Origin of the sequence: Arthrobacter ramosus (assembly GCF_039535095.1) — a bacterium.
Lineage (GTDB): Bacteria > Actinomycetota > Actinomycetes > Actinomycetales > Micrococcaceae > Arthrobacter > Arthrobacter ramosus.
Genome location: NZ_BAAAWN010000001.1, coordinates 4,491,802 through 4,517,211, shown reverse-complemented (window position 1 = coordinate 4,517,211; position 25,410 = coordinate 4,491,802). Strand labels below are relative to the sequence as shown.

Sequence of the window (25,410 nt, the reverse complement as noted above, 5' to 3'; positions counted from 1 at the left end):
CCAGAACGACAACAACTGCGAGCCAGTTGGGCTAGAAGCTCTCGGTCGTGACGGCGTTCAAGTAGGCCGCGACTTCGGATGGCATGTCGACCGATTCGTTATCGAGAAGCCACTGGACCTGCAACCCGTCCATGAGCGCAATCAATTGCCGTGCGGCTGCGCTAGGCGCGATACCTGGCCGTAGCTTGCCCTCATCCGCCATGTGCGCGAAGCCCTCGGTCATCAAACGGCGTACCCGCTCGTACCGTTCAAGAAAGTACTTGTGGGCAGGGTGTTCGGGGTCGGTGGCTTCCGCGGACAGTACGCAGTACAGCGCCACGAGGCCTGGGATGGTGGTGTTGTGCCGTGTCAGGTCCACCATGGCGTGCAGCAAGTCTGCACCCTTGGCATCCAAGGCCCCGGTGTAGATCGCGGACTCGTCGTCGCGAAAGGTCAGGAGTGCCTCAAGCAAGGCTTCTTTGCTGGGAAAGTGGTGCAGGAGCCCTGCTTGGGTCAGGCCTACTTTGTCCGCTACGTCCTTCAGCGAGCCTGAGCGGTAGCCCGAGGACGAAAAGACGTCGAAGGCGGCCTTCAGGATTTCCTGCCTCCGCGCCTCCGTCTTGGCATAAGTGCCGCGGCGCCCTCGACGCACCGTCTCGGGCTGGGTGCCGCCCGCGGTCTCTTTCATGGATCAACCCTAACAACGTCGATTTTTGAATAAGTCCATCAATTGGTCAACCACTGTGCGCGTCGTCACATTTCATAACGATTCAAAAAATTCATCTAAAACCTAGTGGTCGCTAGGTTTTTGATGTTACGGTCTTTCCCAATGGCCGTCCATGGTGGACGCCACTGATCGTGAAAGGGACCAAAGATGTTCCGATCCAAGCGAATGGCCGCAGTCATTGCGGCTGTTGCCCTGGGGCTCACTGCTTGTGGTGGTGGCGGTGCCGCTGCCCCCCAGGACCAGTCCTCCCAAACCCTGACCCTGGGCGCGCTGCTGGCGCCCAAGACCTTCGCTGCAAACCAGTCCGAGTTCGCCAACCTGTCGCCGTTCTACCAGGCCGTGTACGACACTTTGATCCGGATGAAGCCGGATGGCTCGCTCGTGCCGATGCTGGCCAAAGACTGGAAGTACAACGCGGACAAGACGGTCCTGACGCTCACGCTGCGGGACGACGTCAAATTCAGCGACGGCACCCCCTTCAACGCCGACTCGGCGAAGCAAAACCTTGAACGCTTCAAGGCAGGCACCTCGCCGGATGCACAATTCCTTGCAGCCCTGAAGACTGCTAAGGCCGTGGACGCAACCACCCTGGAACTGACACTGTCCGCCCCGGACCCGGCGTTCCTGAACTACCTGTCCAAGGACGCGTCCTTCATGCAGAGCCCGGCGTCCTTCGGCAACGCGGACATCGCCACCAAGCCCGTCGGCTCCGGCCCCTACGTGCTGGATACCGCAGCCACCGTGACCGGCACGTCCTACAGCTATCACCGCAACCCGAATTACTGGGACAAGGGCCTGGTGCACTACGACAACTTGGTCCTCAACGTCTACGGCGACCAGACCTCCTTGCTGAACGCCATCAAGTCCGGGCAGCTCAACGCAGCCAACACCGCTGACAACAACACGCTCACGGAGATCCAGGCTGCCGGATATAAGGTCAATCCACTCCAGCTCAACTGGGCAGGGCTCATCCTGTTTGACCGGGCTGGTACCACCAACCCCGCGCTCAAGGACGTCCGCGTCCGCCAAGCACTCAACTACGCCTTCGATACCAAGGCGATGCTGCAGTCCATCGGCCAGGGCTATGGCGAGCTGACCACCCAGGTGTTCCCGCCGTCGTCGGCTGCTTATGACAAGTCCCTGGACTCCCGCTATGCCTACAACCCCGCCAAGGCCAAGGAACTGCTCGCTCAGGCCGGCTACGCCAGCGGATTGACCCTGAAGCTGCCGTCCTCCGCACTCATGGGCAACACCCTCCCGGCGCTGATCACCCAGCAGCTCAAGGACGTCGGCATCACGGCGGAGTTCACTGACACCGGCAACAACTTCATCGCCGACCTCTTGGCGCCGAAGTATGGCGTGAGCTACATGATCCTGGAGCAGCAGTCCGACTGGCAGCTGATCAACATGAAGATCTCCCCGACCGCCCCCTGGAACCCGTACAAGTACGAGGACCCGAAAGTGGACGAGCTGATCAACAAGATCCACGTCGGTTCTACAGATGAACAGACGGCCGCTGCCAAGGAACTGAACAAGTACATCGTGGAGCAGGCTTGGTTCGCCCCGTGGTACCGCCCGCAGTCCAGCTTCGTCACCGACGCCAGGACCAAGGTTGAGGTCCAGACGGGTAACGCCTACCCGTTCATCTGGTCCTTCTCTCCCGCCTCCTAGCGGACAGCCGCCGGGACCGGACCGCCCGCTCAGTGATAAAACGTGCTCACTGACACAAGCGGTGGCCTGGTCCCGGTGGCCCCAGGAACCTTCCCTTAAGGAACTTTGATGTACCGTTTCGTGCTGCGCCGCCTGCTCTCGGGCGTCCTCCTGCTGTTCGTCATTACAACGGTCGCCTACTTGCTGCTGTATGCGGGCGGCGGCGACATCGCCCGCCGCATTGTGGGCCCCACAGCCAGCCAGGCCCAGGTGACACTGAAAGCCTCCCAGCTAGGCCTGGACCGCCCTCTCGTGGTCCAGTACTGGGATTGGCTCACCCACGCCCTTGCTGGTGACCTTGGACGCTCGTGGTTCAACGGCCAGCTGGTCGCCACCGGCGTCAGCAGCAGGGTATCCGTGACCCTCTCCCTGGTGTTGGGCGCCACCATCATCGCCGCGGTGATCTCGGTGGTCATAGCTGTCTTGGCCGCAGTGCGCCGGGGCTGGGTGGACCGTGTGGTCCAGTTCGTGGGCGTTCTGGGCTTCGCGATTCCCGGCTTCCTTATCGCTTTGGGGCTCGTGTCCCTGTTCGCCTTGAACCTCAAGTGGTTCAAGGCCACCGGTTATGTACCGATTACGACGTCGTTCGGCGGCTGGGCGGCCACGGTCACCCTGCCGATCATCGCCCTCTCGATCGGCTGCATCGCCTCGGTGGTCCAGCAGGTCCGGGGCTCCTTGATCGATGCCCTCCGCCAGGATTATGTCCGCACGCTCCGGGCCCGCGGCCTCTCCTTCAACCGGGTGGTGTACCGGCATGTGCTGCGCAACGCCGGAGGTCCTGCCCTGGCCGTCCTCGCGGTCCAGTTCATCGGCCTGCTCGGCGGTGCCGTGATCGTTGAACAGATCTTCGCGCTGCCCGGCCTCGGGCAGATTGCCGTTGCCGCCACCAGCCAGGGGGACATCCCGGTGGTGATGGGCGTCGTCGTCGCCACCGCAGCCATCGTGGTGATCGTCAACCTCATCATCGACCTCGCCCAAGGCTGGCTCAACCCGAAAGTTCGGCTGTCATGATCGACACTTCCATCGCACTGCCCACCCAGGCAGCCAAAGTCTCCTTGTTCCGCAAGCTCCTCACGAACCCCACCGGGGCCGTATCCATGCTGGTCCTCGCGCTCGTGGCGTTGGCCGCGGTGCTGGCACCTGTGCTCGCAACGCACGACCCCAGCCTCGCTAGCCTCCAGGCGGTTTTGGCCAAGTCCGGCCCGGACCACGTGCTGGGGGCGGACAGTGCCGGGCGCGACGTCTTCAGCCGACTGCTCTTCGCGGGCCAGTTCAGCCTGGCCGGGGCACTGTTGGCGCTCGTGGTCGCCGTCGCGATCGGTGTCACCGGCGGCCTGGTGGCCGGATACTACGGCGGCTGGTTCGATTCGATGTCCTCCTGGCTCACCGGCCTGCTCATGGCGATGCCCGGCATCGTCATCCTGCTGGCGGCACGGGCAGTCGTCGGACCATCGATGTGGTTGTCCATGATGATCTTCGGCGTCCTGCTTTCCCCGGCTTACTTCCGGCTGGTCTACGCGTGCGTGACGGCGGTTCGCAACGAACTGTATGTCGACGCGGCACGGGTCTCCGGGCTCAGCGATTTCCGGATCATCGGCCGCCACATTCTCACCGTGGTGCGCGCGCCCGTCATCATCCAGTCCGCCATGGTCCTTGGCATCGCCATCGCCATCCAGGCCGGCCTGGAATTCCTTGGCCTGGGCGACCTGAACATCCCCACGTGGGGGAGCATGCTCAACGACGGCTTCATCAACCTCTACAAGGCACCCACCCTTGTACTGTGGCCAAGCCTCGTCCTCGGCGTCGTCTGCATCGCGCTGACCCTGCTGGCCAATGCGATGCGCGACGAACTTGAGCGCAGCCGCGGACCGGTCAAGCGCCGTCGCAAGGGGGCCGCCGTCGTCGATTCCGCAGAAGCTGCCGCCAAGCGCGGCGAGCCTGCCGTGGTGCATCCCGAGGCGCCCGCCGGTGAAGACAACACCATCGGTGAGATCCTCCTGGAGGTCACCGACCTGGGCGTCGGCTACGACCAGCGCGACGGTTCCACCACCCACGTAGTGAACCATGTGGGCCTCACGGTCCGCCGCGGTGAAGTTCATGGTCTGGTGGGCGAGTCCGGCTCGGGCAAGACCCAGACCGCTTTCTCCATCCTCCGGCTCCTGCCGCAAGGCGGACGCGTCACCGGCGGCTCCATCATCTTCGATGGCACGGACCTGGCCCGCCTCTCCGAGAAGGAAATGACGAAGGTCCGCGGCAAGCGCATCGCCTACATCCCCCAGGAACCCATGAGCAACCTGGACGCCGCGTTTACCATCGGCAGCCAGCTTATGGAGCCCATGCGGGTATGCCTCGGTATCTCCAAGGCGGAGGCCCGGAAGCGGGCACTGGCCCTGCTGGCCAAGGTGGGGATTCCGAACCCCGAGCGGACCTTCAACGCCTATCCGCATGAAATCTCCGGAGGCATGGCCCAGCGAGTGCTGATCGCCGGTGCGGTCTCCTGCGAGCCGGACCTGCTCATCGCGGATGAGCCCACCACGGCACTGGACGTCACCGTGCAGGCCGAAGTGCTTGACCTGCTGCGCGAACTCCAGGACGAGCTGAAAATGGGCGTCATCTTGGTGACCCACAACTTCGGTGTCGTCGCCGACCTGTGCGACCGCGTGACCGTGATGCAGACGGGCCGCGTCGTGGAAACCGGGCCCGTCCGGACCATCTTCAAGGACGCCCGCCACCCCTACACCCGGCAGCTGCTGGAAGCGATCCTCGAGGACGCGGCACCGCGTGCCCCCCTCAACACCGGGGGACCGCTGAAGTCGCGCGGGGAACTCACCACCGGCGGCCAGTCCAAGGCATTGAAAGGAGTGACGCCATGACCGAAACACTGCTCGACGTCAGGGACGTCGTCGTCGAATATCCCCTCAAGGGCTTCCGGAAGGAACCGTTCAAGGCCCTCAAGGGCGTCTCCCTGGACATCCGCCCCGGCGAGACCGTGGGTCTTGTCGGGGAGTCGGGCTCCGGCAAGACCACGCTGGGCCGCGCCGTGCTGGGGCTGGCCCCGGTCACGGGGGAAGCATCAAGTACCGCCGACAGGAAATCTCCAAAGCAACCCGCCCCCAGCGCAAGGAGCTCAGCCACGAGATCCAGGTGGTGTTCCAGGACCCGTACACCTCGCTCAACCCGTCCATGACCATCGAACAGATCCTCACCGAGCCGCTCACGGTCCGGAAAGTGGAACGCCAGGCGGCCAACAAGCGGGTCGCCGAGCTGATGGACCAGGTCAGGCTGCCGCACGGCGCTGCCCACCGGCTGCCGCGCGAGTTCTCCGGCGGGCAGCGCCAGCGCATCGCCATCGCCCGGGCCCTGGCACTGGACCCGAAGCTGATCGTGTGCGACGAACCCGTCTCGGCCCTGGACCTCTCCACCCAAGCCACGGTGCTGGACCTCTTCATCGAGATCCAGGAACGCACCGGCGTCGCCTACCTCTTCGTCTCCCACGACCTCGCGGTGGTCCGCCACCTCAGCCACCGAGTGGCCGTGATGTATCACGGCGAAATCGTCGAATGGGGCGACGGCGAGCAAGTCACCGGAGAACCGGAACATCCCTACACCCAGCGACTCTTCATGGCCGCCCCGGTCCCAGACCCGGACCGGCAAGCCCAACGCCGCGCCGACCGCCTGCGCTTGCTGGACATCCAGCACCAGCAGAACGTCCAAGCCGGCGTGGCCTGACGCAACGCAAGCCCCACCTTCAGAACAGCACAGACACACGAAAGGCTAGCCCATGACGCAGCCGCCACTGTCCGCGGGCCCGGAGCTCTCCCCAGCCGCCATGTTTCCCGCCGACTTTGCCTGGGGCGTGGCCACCGCGGCGTACCAGATCGAAGGTGCCGTCAACGAGGGCGGCCGCGGCCAGAGCATCTGGGACACCTTCTCGCACCAGGCGGGCACTACCATCCACGGCGACAACGGGGACATCGCCTGCGACCACTTCCACCGATGGGAAGAGGATCTTGACCTCATGGCTGAGCTGGGCATCCCGTCCTACCGGCTGTCCTTGTCCTGGTCCCGGCTGCAGCCCACCGGCGTTGGTCCGCTCAACCCGGAAGGCGTGCGCTTCTACCGTGAGCTGCTGGAGGGCTGCGCCGCCCGCGGCATCACTCCGTACGTGACGCTCTACCACTGGGACCTGCCGCAAGCGCTGCAGGACGACGGCGGCTGGCCGGCCCGGCACACTGCCTACCGTTTCGGGGAGTACTCCGGACTCGTGGCCGAGGCCCTGGGTGACCTTGCCGAGCACTGGATTACCATCAACGAACCGATGTGCGTGGCCTTCCTTGGCCACTCCTGGGGCATGCAGGCCCCGGGCTTCAAGGACGATCGCCTTGCTGTGCGTGCAGCCCATCACTTGCTCGTGGCCCACGGCCTGGCGCTGGCCGAATTCCGTGCCCGCCGCCCCGAGGCCAAGATGGGCATCACCAACATCATCGGCAATCTGAACCCGGCCAGCGACTCCGACGCCGATCGCAAAGCCACGGAATACTGGGACGCCATCAGCAACCGGATCTTCCTGGACCCTGTCTACCGAGGCCGCTACGCCGAGTCCACCATTGCGGTCTATGGCCAGTACGGATTGACCGCCATGGGCGAGGGTGCCGGACCGGAAGATCTGGTCCAGCCCGGCGACCTGGCCATCATCTCCGCGCCCGGTGACTTTGCCGGCATCAACCACTACACCAACATGCTGGTTTCCGCGGACGAATCAGCCCCGGGAGGGGCGAGCTGGACGCACGTGCAGCCTGCGCCGTCGTCGTTCGGTTGGTCCAATACGCCCGGGGCACTCAAGGCGGTACTCAAGCGGGTAGCCGCAGAGTACACCTCCCTTCCGCTCTACGTCACGGAAAACGGTGTGACGTTCCACGACTACGTGGATCCGAACGGCGAGGTCCGCGACCCCGAACGCATCGACTACCTGCGAGGTTACATTTCCGCAGTGGGCGAGGCGATCGCCGACGGCGTCGACGTCCGCGGCTACTTCGCGTGGTCCTTCATGGACAACTTCGAATGGGCCGAAGGCTACGACAAGCGCTTCGGCTTGGTCTACGTGGACTACGGCACCCAGGCCCGGATCCCCAAGTGGAGCGCGTACTGGTACCGGGACATCATTGCCGCCCAACGCGAAGCCGCCGGGGCCGCGGTCACCGCGGACGCCACCGCATGAGCATCGACACTTCATCAGCTAGTACAGACAAGAAAGCCACCATGGAAACCATCACCGACCAGACCATCGACCAGCGCCTCGAGTCCCTTCTTGCTCTGTTGAGCCTGGAGGAGAAGGTGCGGTTGTTGACGGGCCGGGATTTCTGGACGACGTGGCCGGTGGAGAAGATCGGGCTCCGCCGGATGTTGTTCTCGGACGGGCCCACCGGTGTGCGCGGCGAGGTGTGGGATGAGCGGCAGCCGTCGATGAACTTCCCCTCGGCCACGGCAATCAGTTCTTCCTGGGATCCTGCGATGGCTGACCGTCTGGGGGCGGCGTCGGCGGTGGAGGCGCGCCGCAAGGGAGTCGACGTCGTCCTCGGTCCGACGATCAACCTGCACCGTTCCCCGCTGGGTGGCCGGCATTTCGAGGCGTTCAGCGAGGACCCTGTCCTGACCGCTGAGCTCGCAGCGGCGTATGTCGCCGGGGTGCAGCGCAACGGCGTCGGTGCGACCCCCAAGCATTACGTGGCCAATGATTCGGAGACGGACCGGTTCACCGTGGACGTTCTCGTCGACGAGCGCCCCCTGCGGGAGCTGTATCTGCTGGCGTTCGAGAAGGCGATCGTGGACTCGAAGGCGTGGCTGGTGATGAGCGCGTACAACTCGGTCAACGGCGCCACGGCCACGGAGAACGAGCTCCTGGAATCCCCGCTGAACACCGAGTGGGGTTTCGATGGCGTGGTGATCAGTGACTGGACCGCGGTGCGCAGCGTGGAGAGCGCGAAGCATTCCCAGGATCTGGTGATGCCGGGTCCGGACGGTCCGTGGGGTTCCGCGCTCGTGCTGGCGGTGAAGTGCGGCACGGTTCCGGAGGCTGCGGTTGACCGGAAGGTGCTGCGGATCCTGCAGCTCGCCGCCCGGGTGGGCGCCCTGGAGGGCTTCGAGCCGGTGGCCCCTGAACAGGTCGACGGAGTGCCGGCGGAGCGGGAGGATCCGGTCGCGTTCGCGAGGGAGGCGTCCGTGGCTGGCACGGTGATGGTGAGGAATGACGGCGTGCTGCCGCTGGCTCCTGCCTCCGTCACCAGTGTGGCGGTCATCGGGCACAATGCCCGCCATGCCAGGACCCAGGGCGGCGGGTCCGCGACTGTGGTCCCGGAAAAGATCGTCACCCCGCTGGACGGGATCCGTGCCGCGTTCGGCCCGGAGAACGTCTCCTACAACGTGGGCGCGGTGGTGCAGGAAGGCATCGCCGAACTGCCCCTGGAACAGCTGAGGAACCCGGTCACGGGCGGGCCGGGGCTGCGGGTGCGCTTCTTTGCCTCCACCGGCACCGAACTCTTCGCGGAGGACCGCCGCTCCACCGCGCTGGTCTGGTTCGGCGGGGACGCCCCGATCGCGGAGTCCTCCATGGTCCAGTTCCACACGATCTACACTCCCGGGGAGACCGGCACCATCCGCCTGGGCTTCTCCACCGTGGGGCACGGGCGGATCTTCGTGGACGGGCAGCTCCTGCGCGAGGCGTCCATCGAGGCCACGGGCACGGATCTGGGCGCTGCGTTCCTTGCCCCGCCCTCCGCCTCCGTCCCGGTCGCGGCGAGGGCCGGTGTTCCGCTGGAAGTGACGGTGGAACTGGACCTCGCCGGGCGCACCGGCGCCCTGGGCAATGCCCTGGCCGTGACCATCGGGCTCGAAGCGGATGACACCGACCCCGAGGCCCTGATCAACGACGCCGTCGCCGCGGCGAAAGCGGCGGAGGTCGCCGTCGTCGTGGTCGGCACGAACTCCCGGGTGGAATCCGAAGGCTACGACCGCACCACACTGGAGCTGCCGGGCCTGCAGGACCGCCTGGTCCACGCCGTCGCCGCGGCCAACCCGCGCACCGTGGTGGTGGTGAACTCCGGGTCCCCGGTGCTGCTGCCTTGGCGGGACGAGGTGGCCGCGACCCTGATCGGGTACTTCGGCGGGCAGGAATTCGGCACCGCCCTCGCCGAGATCCTGGTTGGCGCCGCCGAACCCGGCGGCCGGCTCCCGACCACCTGGCCCGCGACCCAGGAGGACGTGCCGGTCATCAACACCACCCCTGACGCGGACGGGGAACTCGCCTATACCGAGGGGATCCACATCGGCTACCGCGCCTGGCTCAAGGCTGGAGCGGCGCCGGCCTACGAGTTCGGGCACGGACTCGGCTACACCCACTGGACCCTCGACACAGCCGAGGGCCCCGGCACCGCGTTGCCCGGCGCCGTCGTGTCCCTCACGGTGACCCTGAGCAACACCGGCACCCGCGCCGGCAAGCAGGTGGTGCAGGTTTACGCCGAACGGCCCGGCTCCGCCGTGGACCGCCCCGTGCGCTGGCTCGTCGCCTCCGCCCCCGTGTGGGCCGAACCCGGCGAGACCCTCACCGCAACCCTGAATGTGCCCACCCGGCTGCTGGCCTACTGGGACAACGGCTGGACCTACGAACCCGGTGACTACCGCCTGCGCATCGGCACCTCAGTCAGCGAGCTTCCGCTCGAAACCGCTCTAACCCTGACCGACGCAACCCTTGGAGGCGCTGCATGAACTTCCCTAACCCACTGATTCCGGGCTTCAACCCTGATCCCAGCATCGTCAAGGTCGGCGAGGGCTACTACCTGGCGACCTCCACGTTCGATTACCTCCCCGGCATTCCGATCTACCACAGCACCGACCTGGTCAACTGGGACCGGATCGGCCATGTGGTGGACCGGGAAGGGCAGCTCGACTCAAGGGACGTGCCCACCCTTGGCGGCGCTTGGGCACCCACCATCCGTTTCCACGACGGCCTGTTCTACGTCGCTGTCACCGACGCCATGGCGCGGGGGACCCTGGTGTTCACTGCCAAGGATCCTGCCGGCCCGTGGAGCGACGGACTCGTCATCGAGGGCGCCATCGGGATCGACCAGGATCTAGCCTGGGACGAGGACGGCACCGCCTACATGACGTATTCAGGACTCGACACGGTCACCGGGAACATCGGCGAGCACGGCGGCATCCTTCAGGTCCGCGTGGATCTTGAAGCAGGCAGGGCTCTTGAGGAACCCCGCAGCGTGTGGTCCGGCACCGGCCTGATGTTCCCCGAAGCACCGCACCTTTACCGCCATGACGGCTACTGGTACCTCATGATCGCCGAGGGCGGCACTGAGCGCGGACATAGCGTCAGCATTGCCCGCGGAACGTCGCCGGCCGGTCCGTTCGAGGGCAACCCCGCCAACCCCATCCTGAGTGCCCGAAGCACCGAGCGCCCCATCCAGAACACCGGCCACGGCGACCTCGTGCAGACGCCCGACGGCGGCTGGGCCATGGTGCTGTTGGGCATGCGTCCCAAGGGCATGACCCGGGCCTTCTCCGCCTTGGGCAGGGAAACCTTCATCACTCCGGTCACGTGGGAGGACGGCTGGCCCGTCGTCGAACCGGTCATCCTCCACCCGCGCACCGGCGGCGGCGAGTTCGAGGACAACTTTGCGGACGCCGAGCTCGACGGCGGCTGGATCGCCGTGCGGCGATTCCCCGGCACGTTCGCCTCCGCCGAAAAGAACCCCGGGCGGCTCACCCTGGTCAGCGACGGCACCGGCCTGGACGATTCCCGGCCTTCCTTCCTGGGGCGCCGCCAGCGCTACCAGGTGGAGACCATCTCCGCGCTGGTGGACACCGGATCTCCTGAGGAACTTGGCACCCATGCCGGGACGGGGAACGCCGGTGGACTCGCCGTCCGTTATGACGAGGCGCACCACTACTCCATCGAACTGAAGGGGACCACCCTCATGGCAAGGGCCCGGATTTCCTCGATCGAACAATGCTGGACGCGACAGGTTCCTCCGGGGCCGCTGGAACTTCGCATCGAAACCCGCCAGCCGGATTCGGGCGTGGGCTTCGGGCACCTGAGCTCGGACACCATCGCCCTCCAGGCGGTCGTCGACGGCGAACTGGTCACCTTGGCCGAACTGGACGGCCGCTACCTCTCGGCGGAAACCGCGGCCTCCTTTACGGGACGGGTGGCCGGCGTCTTCGCGAGCAGCGGCACGGTCACTTTCGACTGGTTCCGTAGTGAAGGCCGCGAACCACAGTAGGAACTACAGCGCCCGCCCACCCACCGTATTCCGAAAGGCCCTCCGTGACATCAACCTCCTTGGCACCTCAGCCAGCAGGTCTCCGCCAGACTTCTGTCAGCCGGTTCAGCGCTGAGTACCGGACCGACACCGCCTTCGTTGCCAATCCGCGGCCGCGGCTCAGTTGGGTCGTCGCCACTGACAGCATGGATTGGCAGCAGATTCGTGCCGAACTGCGGCTGAACCGTGAAGGGACTGTCGAGTCGGCAGTGTACGAAGGCCCTGAATCGGTGCTGGTGGACTGGCCTTTTGCGGCCATCGCCGCCGGGGAACAGGTCGCGGTCGAGGTGCGGGTCTCGGGGAACGACGGCGGCACCACCGCTTGGAGCGAGCCTCTCACCCTGGCGGGCGGTTACCTTGGAGGGCCATGGCAAGCCGAGGCCATCGGCCTGCCCGCCGTCGCCGGAGAGGAAATCCCGCTGGGGCAGCCGGGACAGCTGCGCCACGAATTCACGGTGGGCCCGGGCTTGACCAGGGGTACCCTGTTCGCCACTGCACACGGTGTCTACCAGGCCGAAATCAACGGCTCGGAAGTGGATGACCAGGTGCTGAAACCGGGTTGGACCGCCTATGCGGACCGTCTCAACCACGAAACCACCGACGTCACCTCGCTCCTCCGAGCGGGGGCCAACGCCGTTGGTGTGTGGCTCGCAGGAGGCTGGTACACGGAAAAGTACGGCTTCCACGGCTTCGCTAAACCGTTCTACGGCGTGCAGCTGGCCGTCAAAGTTGAACTGCATCTCGAATACGCCGACGGCACACGTCAAACCGTGGCCAGCGGCCCGAAGTGGCGGGCCACCACGGCAGGCCCGATAGTTTCCAGCGGCATCTACGCGGGGGAAGCCTTCGATGCGCGGCGCCTCGAGGTCGGCTGGTCATCGCAGGGCTTCGACGATTCACGCTGGCTTCCCGCTTCCGTGGACTCCGGACCAGTGGACTTCAAGTTGTGGGCGGAAGCAACTCCCGCCGTAGCGCCTCCGGTCCGTCGGATCGAAGAGATGCCAGTCAGGGAAGTCCTGACCACGCCCTCCGGTGCCACCGTCCTGGACTTCGGCCAGAACCTCGTGGGACGCCTGCGGATCCGGGTCAGCGGCGATGCAGGACATCGGATCACGCTCCGCCACGCTGAGGTCCTGGAGGGTGGTGAACTGTCCCTTCGTCCGCTTCGCCTGGCCTCCGCCACTGACAGCTACACGCTCGCTGGCGGCGGGGAAGAGGAATGGGAGCCCCGCTTCACGTTCCATGGGTTCCGCTACGCCCAAGTAGACAATTGGCCAGGCGAGCTGGACCCGGCGGCGATCACCGCCGTCGTCATCCACAACGACATGCGCCGCACCGGCTGGTTCGAGTGTTCGGACCCGATGTTGAACCGGCTGCACGAGAACGCCCTGTGGGGAATGCGTGGCAACTTCCTGGCGCTGCCCACCGACTGCCCGCAGCGGGACGAGCGGCTTGGCTGGACCGGAGACATCCAGGTATTCAGCCCCACGGCCAGCTACCTGTACGACTCCTTGGGGTTCCTCAGTTCCTGGCTGCAGGATCTCGCCATCGAGCAAAGCCACCGCAACGGCGTGGTGCCTATTGTGGTTCCGGCGGTGCTCGGCATGCTGGAATCGCCGGTAGCCGCCTGGGGCGACGCCGCCACCGTGGTTCCGTGGGTGCTCTATGAACGCTTCGGTGACCGTGGACTGCTGGGAAGGCAGTACCAAAGCATGTGCGATTGGGCCGATGCGTTGCTCCGCGTCCGGGACAGTTCGGGGTTGTGGCAGGGCCAGATGCAGTTGGGCGACTGGTTGGACCCGGCAGCCCCGCCGGACAAGCCCGGCGCCGCCCGCACGCACGGCGACATCGTGGCCAGCGCCTACCTTTTCCGTTCCCTCGACCTCGCGGCCAAGGCCGCGGCCGTGCTGGGCGCCGACGACGACCACGGCAAATACTCAACCCTCGCCGAAGACGTGCGCAGCGCGTTCCTCTCCGAGTACGTCACGCCCTCCGGCCGCATGGTCTCCGATGCCCAGACAGCCTACTCGCTGGCACTCATGTTCGGGATCTGCACTGATCCCGTCCAGCGCCAGGCACTTGGCGACCGGCTCGCGGAGCTCGCGCGGCTGGGCGGCTACAGGATCGCCACCGGGTTCGTCGGCACGCCGCTCATCGCGGACGCCCTGACAATCACCGGACACATGGATGCTGCCGAGCGCTTGCTCACCCAGACCGAATGCCCGTCCTGGCTTTACCCGGTCACCCAGGGCGCCACCACCATCTGGGAACGCTGGGACTCCATTCTGGAGGACGGCAGCATCAACCCGGGCGAAATGACCTCCTTCAACCACTACGCGCTCGGCGCCATCGCCGACTGGATGCACCGGACGGTTGCGGGCTTGGCCCCGGCGGCGCCCGGTTATCGGAAACAGCACATCGCCCCGCGTCCGCTCCGTAGCCTGCAGCACGCCAGCACCTCACACGAGACGCCTTACGGGCTGGCCAGTGCGGCGTGGAAGCGCTCCGGCGAGCGGATCCGTGTGGAAGCAGTCGTGCCTCCGGGGACCACCGCCGTCGTTTCTTTGCCGGACGGTTCGGAAGAGTTCGAGGTGGGATCCGGTCGGCATGCCTGGACCGTGCCCGACGCCGGGCCTGCCTCGGCTCCCGGTGCCGTGTCCCTGGACTCGCCGCTGTCCGCCATCATGGACGATCCCGAGGCCTACGCGGCAGCCTGGCAGGCCATCGAGGCGCATGATCCGGCCGCGGCCGCCCAATTCCGCAAGGACACGGTCTGGTACCGCCAGACATCACTGAATCAGGGGCTGATCTTCACTCCAGCGCCTATCAAGGAAGACATCGGCTCCGCATTGTCGGCCCTGAACGGCACACGCGCTGCTGTCCCGTCCACGAAACCCTGAAACGAGAAGGCAAAGATGACCACGTTCACCGCTGAAAGCCCCCTGTACTTCGTGATGCGGCACGCCGAAGGCAACCGCATCCTGAGCGAGCGCGTCCCTACCCTTGTTAACAGCCCGGCGCTGCACACGCTCTACTTCCACGAGGTGGGCACCATCCTGGGGACCGAAGAGGCCCTACAGGGGAAGCCCAAGGAAACCGCGGAAATCCTGCGCCTCCTCGGCGAGTTGGAACCCGAGGATCTTCTGGCCCAGCGCGCGGCTGAGGCGGCGGCTGATCTTCCCGACCCGTCCGGGGACTATGAGCCTGGCTCTGTCGTGCGCGGCAGTGCGGTTGCCGTATACCCGACGACGGCGGCCGCCCGGGAGCGGTTCGAGCTCACCGTCGCCGGCCCGTCGCACGGCAACCCGTTCACCGACGTCGAAGTCCGGGCCGTGTTCACGTCTCCGTCCGGCGGCACGCTCAGTGTGCCGGGTTTCTACGACGGCGGCGGCGTGTACCGCGTGCGGTTGCTGGTGCCGGAGGCGGGGGAGTGGACGTTCACCACTACCAGCAGCGCGCGCTCGCTGGACGGCGTCGCCGGCGCGTTCACGGCCGGGGAAGCGGTTGCCGGGGCGAAGGGGGTTGTCCGGGTGGCCGAGACTTTCCACTTCGCCTACGGGAATGGGGCCCCGTACCTGCCTATCGGTACGACGTCCTATGCGTGGACGCATCAGGGGGATGCGTTGGAGAAGCAGACCCTGGACACGCTCGCGGCCGGGCCGTTCAACAAGATGCGCATGTGCGTTTTCCCGAAGTCCTACTTGTTCAATGAGAACGAGCCGGAGTTGTACCCGTTCGAAGGATCCCTCGCTGGCGGGTTCGACTATGAGCGGCCCAACCCGGAGTTTTATCGTCATCTGGAACACCGGATCGGGCAGCTGGAGGAGCTCGGCATCGAGGCGGACCTGATCCTGTTCCATGCCTATGACCGCTGGGGCTTTTCCACCATGAGTCCGGGCCAGGATGACCGCTACCTGAAGTACGTGGTGGCCCGGCTGGCTTCGCACCGGAACATCTGGTGGTCCCTGGCCAACGAGTACGATCTGTTGTTCCGCAAGACTACGGAAGACTGGGAGCGCTTCGCGGGCATCGTCCAGGCCAATGATCCCAACGGTCACCTGTTGTCTATCCACAATTGCCATGCGTTCTACGACTACTCCCGGCCGTGGATCACGCACAGCAGCATCCAGCGCCAGGACGTGCACAAGACGGCAGAATTCACAGGGGAATGGCGGGACCGCTGGCAGAAACCGGTGGTCATCGACGAGTGCGCCTACGAGGGCAACATCGACCAGGGCTGGGGAAACATCACCGGGGAAGAAATGACCCGGCGATTCTGGGAAGGGGCCGTCCGGGGCGGCTACGTAGGCCACGGCGAAACCTACATGCATTCCGACGACGTGCTGTGGTGGGCCAAGGGCGGGGAATTCCATGGCAGCAGCCCGGACCGGGTCGCCTTCCTGCGCCGCATCCTCGAGGAAACCCCCGGAGGGTTCCTCGAGCCGCTGCCCAGCGCCTGGGACGTCCCGACCGCCGGCATCCGGCACGAGTACGAGCTCAGCTATTTCGGTTTCAACCAGCCCACCTACCGGAACTTTGTGATGCCTGCCGGCCGCCGCTACGAGGTGGACATCATCGACACCTGGAACATGAGCGTTGAAACCTTGCCGGACGCAGTGGAAGGACGCTTCCGCCTGGAACTCCCCGGCCGTCAGTTCATCGCCGTGAGGCTCCGCGCCGTCGCCTGAGGCCCAACTGACTCGCATTTGTTGTCGTTTTGGGGGCTCAGAACGACAACAAATGCGAGTCAGTTGGGTTGGGGAACGGCTACCCCAGCAGCGTGTTCACCAAGCGCGCGGCCACCTTGGCGGTCCGCGAGTCGATATCGAACTCGGGGTTGAGCTCGGCAACGTCCAGGTGCAGGAGCTTTCCGCTCGCGGCAAGTTGCTTGCACACCGCGCTGATGACGGGCATCGGCACACCATACGCCGCGGGAGCACTCACGCCGGGAGCAACCGACGCCGGCAGCACGTCCAGGTCAATCGTCAGGTAGAGCACGTCCACGGTGTCCAGGAACCGTGCCACGAACTCCTGCACGGCCTCCGGGGAGCAGTCCTCATCCAGCAGGTACTTCACGCCGAGGCGGTCCGCCGTGTCGAACAGGGTACGCGTGTTGTTGGGCTCGGAAATTCCGACGACGGCGTAGTTCAGTTCGCGGCCCTCGGCGGCTTCCGCTCGAGCCATCTGCAGGAACGGCGTGCCCGAACTCGGCACCGGCTCGTCCCGAAGGTCGAAGTGCGCGTCCAGGTTCAGGACGCCGAGGCGCTTGCCGCTTGCCACAGCCTCCGAGCCAGCCACGCCCAGGTAGCTGGCGAAAGCAGTTTCATGGCCGCCGCCGAGCAGCACCGTGAGTTTGCCGGCGTCGAGCAAGTCCGAAATCACGCGGCCCGCGCGATCCTGCCCCGCCTCCAGCGAGCCGTCCTCCACAACGACGTCCCCGGCGTCGAACACGTCGCGGTCCAGATGGAAAGCCATCGGGCCCAAAGCTTTGCGGATAGCCTCCGGCGAGGCCGCCGCGCCAATACGGCCCTTGTTGCGCCGCACGCCTTCATCACTGCGGAAGCCAACGACGACGGCGGGCCGTGAGCCCGCTTCCGTCCCGCCGGGGGCGGCTACCTCGGGAGAATGGGGCGCCACTGCCTGCCACCAGCGGCGGTGCTCGTCGCCGTCGCCGTCGAAGCGGCCGGTCCACGGCGTCGGGCGGACATCGGCAACAGCGGGGGAAATCTCCATGATTCAAGCTCAGCGCATGACGGCAGCGAAAAACACCGCTCGCAGGCGGAGGGTGTCCGGTATTCCGGAAAGGCCTACTTCACGCCCAGGATTTCCTCGACGGGACCGATCCCGAAGAACAGCAGGAATGCTGCGGCCACGGCCCACATGAGCGGATGGACTTCGCGGGCCCGGCCCTGGAAGGTGCGGATGAGTGCGAAGGAAATGAACCCGGCGCCCAGGCCGTTGGCGATCGAGTAGGTGAACGGCATGAGGGACAAGGTCAGGAATGCGGGAATGCCGACACCCCAGTCCTGCCAGTGGATCTTGCCCACCTGGGACACCATCATGAAACCCACCACCACCAGGGCGGGGGCGACGGCTTCGAACGGGACCAGGTTGATGAGCGGGGTGAAGAACATGGCTACCAGGAACAGCAGGCCGGTCACGATCGACGCGAGGCCGGTGCGGGCGCCTTCGCCGATGCCGGCGCCGGATTCCACGAAGATCTGGTTGGAGGACACGGACGAGCCGCCACCGATGATCGCACCGAGCGCGTCCACTTGCAGGACGCGGTCCACGTTGGGGATGTTTCCGTGCTTGTCGATGTTTCCTGCTTCCCTGGCCAGGCCCACCATGGTGCCCATGGCGTCGAAGAAGATGCTGAGCAGGATCACGAATGCCAACAGCGTGGCGGCGATGATGCCAAGGTGCTGGAACGCGCCGAGGGGGTTCGCCTTGCCGATGAGGGACAAGTCCGGTGCGGCCCACTCGGTGAACTTGGGCGCAACGAGGGACCAGCCACGGGGATTGTAGGTCTTGCCGTCGAAACTCGGGCCGATGTGCAGGGTGAATTCAAGGATGGCCGCGAGGGCCGTGGAGACGACGATGCCGATCAGGATGGCGCCACGTACTTTGCGGACCACCAAGGCGATGGTCAGGACCAGGCCTACAACGAACACCAGGGTGGGCCAGCCAAGCAGCTTCCCGTCGACGCCCAGGCCCAGCGGGACCGTGGTGCCGGCGGCGTCCGGGATGCGGCGTACGAAGCCGGCGTTGACCAGGCCGATCAGCGCGATGAAAAGGCCGATGCCCACCACGATCGCTGTCTTCAGTGCCTCAGGTACGGCTTTGAAAACCGCGGTCCGGAAACCCGTGAGCACCAGGATCAGCATGGTCAGGCCCGAGAGCATCACCAGGCCCATCATGTCCGGCCACGTCAGGCCGGGGTGCGACGCAATCGTGACTGCCACGAAGGCGTTGACGCCCAGCCCGGTAGCCACTGCGAAGGGGTGCTTGGCCCAGGCTCCCATGAGGATGGTCAGGATGCCGGCTACGAAGGCCGTGGTGGCGGCGACGGCGGCGAAGCCAAGGGAAGCGCCACTCGAGTCCGCCCCGGAAAGGATCAATGGATTGAGGACCACGATGTAGCTCATCGCAAAGAAGGTCGCGAAGCCGCCTCGGATTTCTCGCGAGTAGTTGGATCCGCGTTCCGAAATCTTGAAGTAGCGGTCGATGGCTGAGCCCTGCTTGAGCATGGAAGTCTCCGGGGATCGGGGAAGTGTGCTCTCAAATCCTATGCCCGCGGCTTAGGCCCTCCCGCGAATTCGCCTAGTCTGTAAGGAATCCAACACCAAGGGAGTCATTCGCTCATGCGCCCTATCCGCCAGCTGCTGGCCGTCGTCGTCGCTTTCACAGCGGTTCTTTTCTCTGCCGCCCTGTTCTCAGCGGCACCCGCCTTCGCGCACGACGTCGCCGAGTCAACGTCACCGGCCAACGGCTCAACCGTTGCCAGCGTCCCGGACTCCGTGTCCATCACGTTCAACAACCGGCCGCTTCTGCTCGGCTCACAGATCCGGGTGAACGACGCCTCAGGCCAGAACTGGGCAGATGGTTCCGTCGAGATTGTGGACGCCGTGGTGTCGCAGAAACTGCGGCCTGGCGCACCTGCCGGCGCCTTCACTGTCATCTGGCGAGTTGTCAGTTCGGATTCGCACCCCATCGAAGGCACCTTCACGTTCACCGCGAAAGCAGGAAGTACGACGGCGGGCAGCGGCTCCGCGGGCACCGCACCTTCCGTGGAGGTACCCACCGCCGGCACCGCCGCGCCGGGTTCGACCGCGACGCCGGAAAAAGTGCCCGATGCATCCCAGCCGTTCCCCTGGAGCATTGTGGTCTTCGCGGTGGTGGCTGCGGGCCTGCTGGTCTTCCTGGGTGTCACCGCACGACGCAGGCTGGCAGTCGGGGATTCCGGCGATTCTGACGATTCCGGGGATGACGAGGACCCCGAGGACTCGTAGGAAGTCCGTCCAAACTGGTTCTAGGCCGAGGCAGGAACTGCTGCAAAGGTGCCGGTGAGGGCACCATGGACGCTGTCCGGGTAGACCTTGGCGGAAATCGCCTGGCCCACCACCTTGGCTTGGCGCAGGACTTCCTTCGGGGTGGGCGTGGCAAGTTCGCCGACGCCAACCAGGTACATTCCAATCGCGCGCATGGCTGCGACGAGGTTCTGGCCGATTGCGATGCCGAGCTCGGCAAGCATCCGCCGCAACTGGCTCTGTCCACAGCGGGTGACAACGACGTGGTCGGCCAAGAGAACTCCGTTGGCGGTGTGCACGGCCCACTGGTACGAGGCCACCCCCGAGGATGCCACGCCGGGCGCTGCCAGATCTGGTCCGACTGGGTTGGAAAGCTCGGAGCCGGAAACCACCGATCCGGAAATCACGGTCCCCACGGCAGCTTCGTCCAGGCGATCAAGGCGGACGGCCCGTGTGGTGCTTCGCACATCGAGGCCGTGACTGGCTGCGTAATTGCGCAGGTGCCGCAGGATTTCGCTGCGCTCCTGGAGGCACGCGGCGTCCGCGGCGTCACAGCGCTGCAGGATGCCGGTATTGAGCGGCTGCAAAGGGGCGGGGACATACATTCCGTCCACCACGATCGCGTCTACGCCGTACCGGCTGAGTTCGCTGGCCACGGCCAGGCCGGGCATGCCGGCACCGATGACCACGGTGGTGGTGCGTTCCGTACTCGCAGCAGGCATGGTTGACACAGCTTGGCTCCTCTTTGAAGGTGCGTTGCCGAAGGCAACACCGGGGTGGCGTCCGAGTCCCCAAAGCGGTCGCTAATGATGGCCGTTGATGTGTTGAAAAACACGATCCCCGGTCACCAGTGCCTCGAACATTACAGAAGAAATCGCGTGGTGGATAGCCCCGGGACCGGCATGTCCGCCGATGCGTTTTTCGCGCCCCGATTCGGCAGATTTCCACGCCCTCCGGCGGGTTTCCACATACGCTTCTTCCGGCTTGATTCGGCCCTTGCAAACGAGAATAGTGAGCATTGGAGACCGCAACTCACGGCAGTCAAGCGAGAAACACGTTGTGGGCGCGGCCTCTGGCAGAATAGCCGCAACATCAGCCAGCAGTGCGAGGAGGCAGGCCCCATGGACCAGCACGGCAAACACTCTGAGAGCCATCGACCAGAGACCGAAGGCAACGCAGAGGAACCATCCATTGCCCCGGGCGGAATTGTGGTTGGCGTTGACGGCAGCGAACACGGCCAATGCGCCCTCATTTGGGCCGCCCGCGAGGCTGAACGCAGGCAGCTTCCCCTGCATGTAGTCACGGCCTACTCCGTGCCCATCTTCGCGGCTTCCGGCCTGGACGGCGGCTACGCAACAGTGGATGACTCCGTTATCCGGGACGGCGCCGAGGCAATCGTCAAGCAGGCCCTTGAGAAGGTCTCCGGCTACGCCATCGACGTCGATGGATCGGTGGAGAACGGAGATGCCTCCGGCGTGCTGCTTGATCTGTCCGAAACGGCCGAGCTCCTGGTCTTCGGCACCCGGGGACGCGGCGGCTTTGTAGGCAGGCTCCTGGGCTCCGTGAGCAGTGCCCTGCCCGCGCACTCCAAGTGCCCCACCGTGACAGTCCCGCTCTTCTGCGCGGACCGATTGGGTGAAACCACAGAGGACAAGCACATCAAGGCCGAGCGCGCGAAGGTTGGCTCCCGCGTGATCGAGAACGTGGTCGCAGTCGGCGTGGACGGCTCTGAACAGGCCCGCGTTGCCGTCCTGGAAGCCGCAGAGCAGGCCCAACGCATGGGCGCCAAGCTGCGCGTCATCTGCGCCGTACCCGAGTACAGCGGTTCCCTGGCGTGGGTTCCGGCACCACTGGACCGGGAGGCACTCTTCAAGGACATCAGGGTTCAGCTCGACGCAGGCCTGGCGTGGCTCAAGAGCCACTTCCCCAAGCTTCCAGCGGAAACGCAACTGCTTGATGGTTCGCCCGTGGAAGTTCTCGTGGAAGTGAGCCGCAGCGTCGAACTCGTGGTGCTGGGCACGCGTGGGCGGGGAGGCTTCGCAGGAATGCTCCTCGGATCGACGTCGGATGGCGTCCTGCACCATGCCAAAGGGCCCATGCTGGTTGTTCCCGACCGCGAGGATCCCAGGCTGGCGGACCGCGTCAACTTCGGTCCGATGCTCGCCGCCTAACAGGCAAACCCAAGGACCGGTGGACGCAGGCGGACGGCAACGGTGGAGCACGCACAGCCCGGGGACGCATCGCGCTTGATCGTCGAGCTGCGCCGGATCCGGGCAACCATGCTTCCAGAGGTCGGCGGCAAGGCGGCCAATCTCGGCGAACTGATCTGGGCGGGACTTCCAGTCCCGCCCGGGTTTTGCCTGACCACCGAGGCTTACCGGCGCGCGCTACAGCCCGATGGAAGCCCCGAGTCGGCGCTCCCGGACATTCTCCGTGGCCTTGAGGCCGTGGAAGCCGGCGACCTTAAGGGCCTCGCTTCCCTCGCGGCCCGCGCCAGGGAAGCGGTGCTCGACGCCGGCATCCCTGCAGACATCGAAGACGCCGTTCGCTCGGCCTACTCCGCGCTGGGCCCGGAAGTCCCGGTGGCCGTCAGGTCCTCTGCCACTGCCGAGGACCTGCCCTTTGCGAGTTTCGCCGGCCAGCAGGACACCTACCTGAACGTCCTCGGGGCCGACGCCGTGCTGCAGGCCGTCCGGAAGTGCTGGGCCTCCCTGTGGACCGACCGGGCGGTCAGCTACCGGGCAAGCAACGGGATCGACCACGCCACGGTGACGCTCGCCGTCGTCGTCCAACGGATGGTGGATGCTGAGACCGCAGGAGTGTTGTTCACCGCCAATCCGGTGACCGGGCGGCGCCGCGAGGTGGTCATCGACGCCAATCCCGGGCTCGGTGAGGCCGTGGTCTCGGGCGGGGTGAATCCGGACCACTTTGTGGTGGATTCCCTCACCGGGAGGATCACGGAACGACGGATCGGCGACCGGAAGCTGGTGATTCGCTCCATTCCCGGCGGCGGAACCGAAAGGCTCGACGCGGCGGCGCAGGCAGAAGACGGAGCGGCCGGGGATGCCTGCCTTGCCGACTCCCAGATCAGGGCGCTCGCTGTCCTCGGCCAGCGCGTCGAGGAGCACTACGGAGCACCGCAGGACACCGAATGGGCCATCGATGGCGACGGCAAACTGTGGCTCACCCAAGCCCGCCCCATCACCACGCTCTACCCGCAAATGACCCGCCAACCCGCGGTCCCCGGTCCGCACGCGTACCTTTGCTTCAGCCTCGCCCAAGGACTCACCCGTCCCCTGACTCCCATGGGCCTCGCGGGCATCAGGCTCATGGGGTCCTCGGTAGCCGACGCGGCGGGATTCCGGGTTCCCGAACCGCGGGACGGGCCTTCGCCCTACTACGAGGCGGGGCAACGGATCTATTTTGACCTCACTTCGATGTTCCGAAGCAAGGCCGGGCGGGCCATCGTGCCCAGGATCTTCGACGTCATGGAAGCACGTTCGGCGGCCATTGTGCGCGGCCTGTTCGAGGACCCTCGTTTCGCCGTCACGAGCAAGACGCCCTTCAAACTGCTCAGGCACGTTGCCCCGATCGTGCTCCGCTTCCGCCTTCCGGAGATCCTGCTGCGCGCCCTCTTTCGGCCGGACGTTGCCCTTGAAAACGTGGAACGGCTAGGCGAGAAACTGAAGGCCATGAATGAAGTCCCCGCCGATGCCACTCCCCGCGAAAAGCTGGACCAGGCCGAGCGGATACTTCGCGAGGGATTGTTCCCCATACTGCCCAATATCCTGCCACCGGTAGCGCTCGGCTTCGGGATGATCGGGTTGGTCCGGAAAATACTTGGCGAACAAGCCTCCTGGGGCGAGCTCCAAACCATCATCCGCGGCCTGCCCAACAACGTCACCACTGAAATGGACCTTGCTCTGTGGCGGCTCTCAACAAGCATCCGCGAAGATCCCGCTTCCGCGGAGGCCTTTACCGGCGGCGAGCCCGCGGTCCTCGCGGAGAGCTACCGCGACGGCGGCCTGCCCGCAGTCGCGCAGGCGGGGTTGGCCTCGTTCCTGCGCGACTACGGCCACCGGGCCATCGCGGAAATCGACCTGGGCATGCCCCGCTGGTCCGACGACCCCACCCACATCATCGGAGTCCTGGTCAACTACCTTCGCCTCGACGATCCCCGACTGGCGCCGGACAAACAGTTCGAAAAAGCTGCCCACGACGCCGAGGAACAGCTCGCCGTACTGGTGGCCCGTGCGCGGTCCAAGAGTCCGTTGCACGCGAGGATCGTGAAAATGGCCCTTGAGCGGACACGCATGTTTGCGGGACTCCGTGAGCTTCCGAAGTACCACCTCGTGCATGGCTTCGCCGCGGTCCGCGCCCGGCTTTCGGAAGTGGGGGAGACCTTGGCGGAAGCGGGAGTCATCGATGACGCCGGCGACGTCTTCTTCCTGGATTTCAAGGACGCCCGCCACGGCTTGGACGGCAAGGATCTCCACGATCTGGTGGCCCAGCGGCGCGAGGCCTACGAGCTTGAACTCAAGCGCCGGCACGTGCCACGCGTACTGCTCTCCGACGGCACCGAGCCGGAAGCCCTGCCCGCCGGTTTCCTGAACAGCGGGAATGGACGACCCGCGTCGGGCGGCGCACTGCCGGACGGCATGCTGCTGGGGACCCCGGCTTCGGCGGGAACGGTGACGGCAGTGGCCAGGGTGATCATGGATCCGGTGGGCGCGCATCTCGAACCCGGAGAAATCCTGGTGGCGCCCTCCACGGATCCCGGCTGGACGCCCCTCTTCCTGACTGCCGGGGGACTCGTGATGGAGATGGGCGGGCCCAACTCACATGGCGCCGTCGTGGCCCGTGAGTACGGGATTCCGGCAATCGTGGGCGTCCCGGATGCCACGTCCCGGATCAGTTCAGGCCATACGATCACGGTGGATGGCGCCGCGGGGACGGTGGCTATCTAGCCGAAACCGTGGGTGTGGTCCGGGAGCTGCGTTCCGGAACGCAGCGTGCGGCCGGCACCCACGATCCCGGCGCCTATCCCCAGCCGAGCTCGTGCAAGCGGTCGTCGCCGATGCCGAAGTGGTGGGCGATCTCATGGATCACGGTGATGGCCACCTCGTCGATTACCTCCTGGCGGGATCCGCAGATATCCAGGATCGGCTGTCGGAAAATGGTGATCCTGTCAGGGAGGGAACCGGCATCCCACCAAGAGTCCCGTTCCGTCAGCGGCACCCCCTCATACAGGCCCAGGAGCACGGTGTCCGGCTCGTCTCCAGGCTGCGGGATGTAGTCGTCCTCGATGAAGATAGCCACGTTGTCCATGGCCCGGGCTGCTTTGTCCGGTATCAGGAGCAAGGCATCGCTGACGGCCGCCTCGAAGTCTTCCGGCGACATCTCGAATGGAACGGTGTTGAACTGCGCGGCCGCGGCGCCAGTGCCAACCCCACTGCTGGTACCAGGGAGTCGGGAGGAAATGCGCTGGCCGCCAGGGGAATCACCGTCGGGAACGATCGGCAGGCCGGGAGGTAAATTCGCGGGCATGTTCTGACTCTAGTCCGCGGCCCGGTCGTTGACGCCGGATGTGATGACAGCTACAGTTTTCCGGGCTGGTAATTCGTATAACCCAGTCCCA

General features: G+C 65.7%; 17 protein-coding genes and 1 pseudogene. 12 read left to right on the top strand and 6 right to left on the bottom strand.

The features are described 5' to 3' along the window. Positions 1–31: 31 nt before the first annotated feature. Positions 32–667, bottom strand: coding sequence for a TetR/AcrR family transcriptional regulator (locus tag ABD742_RS20800; protein ID WP_234752791.1), 636 nt, complete (start codon positions 665–667; stop codon positions 32–34). Between the two features lie 186 nt (positions 668–853). Between ABD742_RS20800 and ABD742_RS20795 the strand changes: the two genes are divergently transcribed. The 9 genes and pseudogenes from ABD742_RS20795 to ABD742_RS20755 all read left to right on the top strand — a co-directional run bounded on the left by ABD742_RS20795 (position 854) and on the right by ABD742_RS20755 (position 16,430). Continuing rightward, the gene (locus tag ABD742_RS20795) at positions 854–2,377 is read left to right on the top strand and encodes an ABC transporter substrate-binding protein (protein WP_234752789.1); all 1,524 of its coding nucleotides are present in this window, start codon (positions 854–856) and stop codon (positions 2,375–2,377) included. Positions 2,378–2,485: 108 nt separating this feature from the next. Continuing rightward, the gene (locus ABD742_RS20790; RefSeq protein WP_234752787.1) at positions 2,486–3,427 is read left to right on the top strand and encodes an ABC transporter permease; all 942 of its coding nucleotides are present in this window, start codon (positions 2,486–2,488) and stop codon (positions 3,425–3,427) included. After that, entirely contained in the window at positions 3,424–5,289 is a 1,866-nt protein-coding gene (locus ABD742_RS20785) for a dipeptide/oligopeptide/nickel ABC transporter permease/ATP-binding protein (RefSeq protein WP_234752786.1), read from the top strand. The genes ABD742_RS20790 and ABD742_RS20785 overlap by 4 nt, the downstream gene beginning before the upstream one ends. Continuing rightward, a pseudogene (locus tag ABD742_RS20780) lies at positions 5,286–6,145 on the top strand (ATP-binding cassette domain-containing protein). The gene ABD742_RS20785 and the pseudogene ABD742_RS20780 overlap by 4 nt, the downstream one beginning before the upstream one ends. Before the next feature lie 52 nt (positions 6,146–6,197). Next, positions 6,198–7,634 carry a GH1 family beta-glucosidase gene (locus ABD742_RS20775; protein WP_234752783.1) on the top strand — a complete coding sequence of 479 codons (1,437 nt, stop codon included), beginning with the start codon at positions 6,198–6,200 and terminating at the stop codon, positions 7,632–7,634. Between the two features lie 41 nt (positions 7,635–7,675). Next, a complete protein-coding gene (locus tag ABD742_RS20770) occupies positions 7,676–10,177 on the top strand; it encodes a beta-glucosidase family protein (protein ID WP_234752781.1) in 2,502 nt (833 codons plus the stop codon). After that, complete coding sequence (locus ABD742_RS20765; RefSeq protein WP_234752779.1) at positions 10,174–11,703, top strand: glycoside hydrolase family 43 protein; 1,530 nt, start codon at positions 10,174–10,176, stop codon at positions 11,701–11,703. The genes ABD742_RS20770 and ABD742_RS20765 overlap by 4 nt, the downstream gene beginning before the upstream one ends. A gap of 44 nt (positions 11,704–11,747) precedes the next feature. Then, positions 11,748–14,642, top strand: a complete 2,895-nt coding sequence (locus tag ABD742_RS20760; RefSeq protein WP_234752777.1) for an alpha-L-rhamnosidase — start codon at positions 11,748–11,750, stop codon at positions 14,640–14,642. A 15-nt stretch (positions 14,643–14,657) separates the two neighbouring features. Continuing rightward, positions 14,658–16,430 (top strand): DUF5605 domain-containing protein, encoded by a 1,773-nt coding sequence (locus tag ABD742_RS20755; protein ID WP_234752775.1) that lies wholly within the window; start codon positions 14,658–14,660, stop codon positions 16,428–16,430. 79 nt (positions 16,431–16,509) lie between these two features. Here ABD742_RS20755 and hutG read toward each other — a convergent pair whose 3' ends face one another. Beyond that, on the bottom strand, positions 16,510–17,475 hold the full coding sequence (hutG, locus tag ABD742_RS20750) for a formimidoylglutamase (RefSeq protein ID WP_234752773.1): 966 nt from the start codon (positions 17,473–17,475) through the stop codon (positions 16,510–16,512). 74 nt (positions 17,476–17,549) lie between these two features. Next, positions 17,550–18,992, bottom strand: a complete 1,443-nt coding sequence (locus ABD742_RS20745) for an NCS2 family permease (protein WP_234752772.1) — start codon at positions 18,990–18,992, stop codon at positions 17,550–17,552. Between the two features lie 114 nt (positions 18,993–19,106). On the opposite strand from ABD742_RS20745, the gene ABD742_RS20740 reads away from it, so the two are divergent. After that, positions 19,107–19,754 carry a copper resistance CopC family protein gene (locus tag ABD742_RS20740; RefSeq protein WP_234752770.1) on the top strand — a complete coding sequence of 216 codons (648 nt, stop codon included), beginning with the start codon at positions 19,107–19,109 and terminating at the stop codon, positions 19,752–19,754. Between the two features lie 20 nt (positions 19,755–19,774). Here ABD742_RS20740 and ABD742_RS20735 read toward each other — a convergent pair whose 3' ends face one another. Together ABD742_RS20735 and ABD742_RS20730 are read right to left on the bottom strand one after the other, a co-directional pair. Further along, positions 19,775–20,494: an NAD(P)/FAD-dependent oxidoreductase gene (locus ABD742_RS20735; RefSeq protein ID WP_234752827.1), complete on the bottom strand. Its 720-nt coding sequence runs from the start codon at positions 20,492–20,494 to the stop codon at positions 19,775–19,777. Positions 20,495–20,575: 81 nt separating this feature from the next. Beyond that, the gene (locus ABD742_RS20730) at positions 20,576–20,791 is read right to left on the bottom strand and encodes a hypothetical protein (RefSeq protein WP_234752769.1); all 216 of its coding nucleotides are present in this window, start codon (positions 20,789–20,791) and stop codon (positions 20,576–20,578) included. A gap of 102 nt (positions 20,792–20,893) precedes the next feature. Here ABD742_RS20730 and ABD742_RS20725 point away from each other — a divergent pair, with 102 nt between their 5' ends. Together ABD742_RS20725 and ABD742_RS20720 are read left to right on the top strand one after the other, a co-directional pair. Next, positions 20,894–21,943: a universal stress protein gene (locus ABD742_RS20725; RefSeq protein ID WP_234752768.1), complete on the top strand. Its 1,050-nt coding sequence runs from the start codon at positions 20,894–20,896 to the stop codon at positions 21,941–21,943. Between the two features lie 42 nt (positions 21,944–21,985). Then, a complete protein-coding gene (locus ABD742_RS20720; RefSeq protein ID WP_234752766.1) occupies positions 21,986–24,739 on the top strand; it encodes a PEP/pyruvate-binding domain-containing protein in 2,754 nt (917 codons plus the stop codon). Between the two features lie 73 nt (positions 24,740–24,812). Here ABD742_RS20720 and ABD742_RS20715 read toward each other — a convergent pair whose 3' ends face one another. Then, positions 24,813–25,172, bottom strand: coding sequence for a metallopeptidase family protein (locus ABD742_RS20715; protein ID WP_372460959.1), 360 nt, complete (start codon positions 25,170–25,172; stop codon positions 24,813–24,815). Positions 25,173–25,410 lie beyond the last annotated feature (238 nt).

What these genes read in the sequence shown, in the direction of transcription:
- ABD742_RS20715 (WP_372460959.1), bottom strand. Translation starts at nt 25,172, where the DNA reads ATGTCGCCGGAAGACTTCGAGGCGGCCGTCAGCGATGCCTTGCTCCTG.
- hutG (WP_234752773.1), bottom strand. Translation starts at nt 17,475, where the DNA reads ATGGAGATTTCCCCCGCTGTTGCCGATGTCCGCCCGACGCCGTGGACC.
- ABD742_RS20740 (WP_234752770.1), top strand. Translation starts at nt 19,107, where the DNA reads ATGCGCCCTATCCGCCAGCTGCTGGCCGTCGTCGTCGCTTTCACAGCG.
- ABD742_RS20770 (WP_234752781.1), top strand. Translation starts at nt 7,676, where the DNA reads ATGGAAACCATCACCGACCAGACCATCGACCAGCGCCTCGAGTCCCTT.
- ABD742_RS20745 (WP_234752772.1), bottom strand. Translation starts at nt 18,992, where the DNA reads ATGCTCAAGCAGGGCTCAGCCATCGACCGCTACTTCAAGATTTCGGAA.
- ABD742_RS20755 (WP_234752775.1), top strand. Translation starts at nt 14,658, where the DNA reads ATGACCACGTTCACCGCTGAAAGCCCCCTGTACTTCGTGATGCGGCAC.
- ABD742_RS20775 (WP_234752783.1), top strand. Translation starts at nt 6,198, where the DNA reads ATGACGCAGCCGCCACTGTCCGCGGGCCCGGAGCTCTCCCCAGCCGCC.
- ABD742_RS20735 (WP_234752827.1), bottom strand. Translation starts at nt 20,494, where the DNA reads ATGCCTGCTGCGAGTACGGAACGCACCACCACCGTGGTCATCGGTGCC.
- ABD742_RS20725 (WP_234752768.1), top strand. Translation starts at nt 20,894, where the DNA reads ATGGACCAGCACGGCAAACACTCTGAGAGCCATCGACCAGAGACCGAA.
- ABD742_RS20790 (WP_234752787.1), top strand. Translation starts at nt 2,486, where the DNA reads ATGTACCGTTTCGTGCTGCGCCGCCTGCTCTCGGGCGTCCTCCTGCTG.
- ABD742_RS20785 (WP_234752786.1), top strand. Translation starts at nt 3,424, where the DNA reads ATGATCGACACTTCCATCGCACTGCCCACCCAGGCAGCCAAAGTCTCC.
- ABD742_RS20795 (WP_234752789.1), top strand. Translation starts at nt 854, where the DNA reads ATGTTCCGATCCAAGCGAATGGCCGCAGTCATTGCGGCTGTTGCCCTG.
- ABD742_RS20730 (WP_234752769.1), bottom strand. Translation starts at nt 20,791, where the DNA reads ATGCTCACTATTCTCGTTTGCAAGGGCCGAATCAAGCCGGAAGAAGCG.
- ABD742_RS20800 (WP_234752791.1), bottom strand. Translation starts at nt 667, where the DNA reads ATGAAAGAGACCGCGGGCGGCACCCAGCCCGAGACGGTGCGTCGAGGG.
- ABD742_RS20765 (WP_234752779.1), top strand. Translation starts at nt 10,174, where the DNA reads ATGAACTTCCCTAACCCACTGATTCCGGGCTTCAACCCTGATCCCAGC.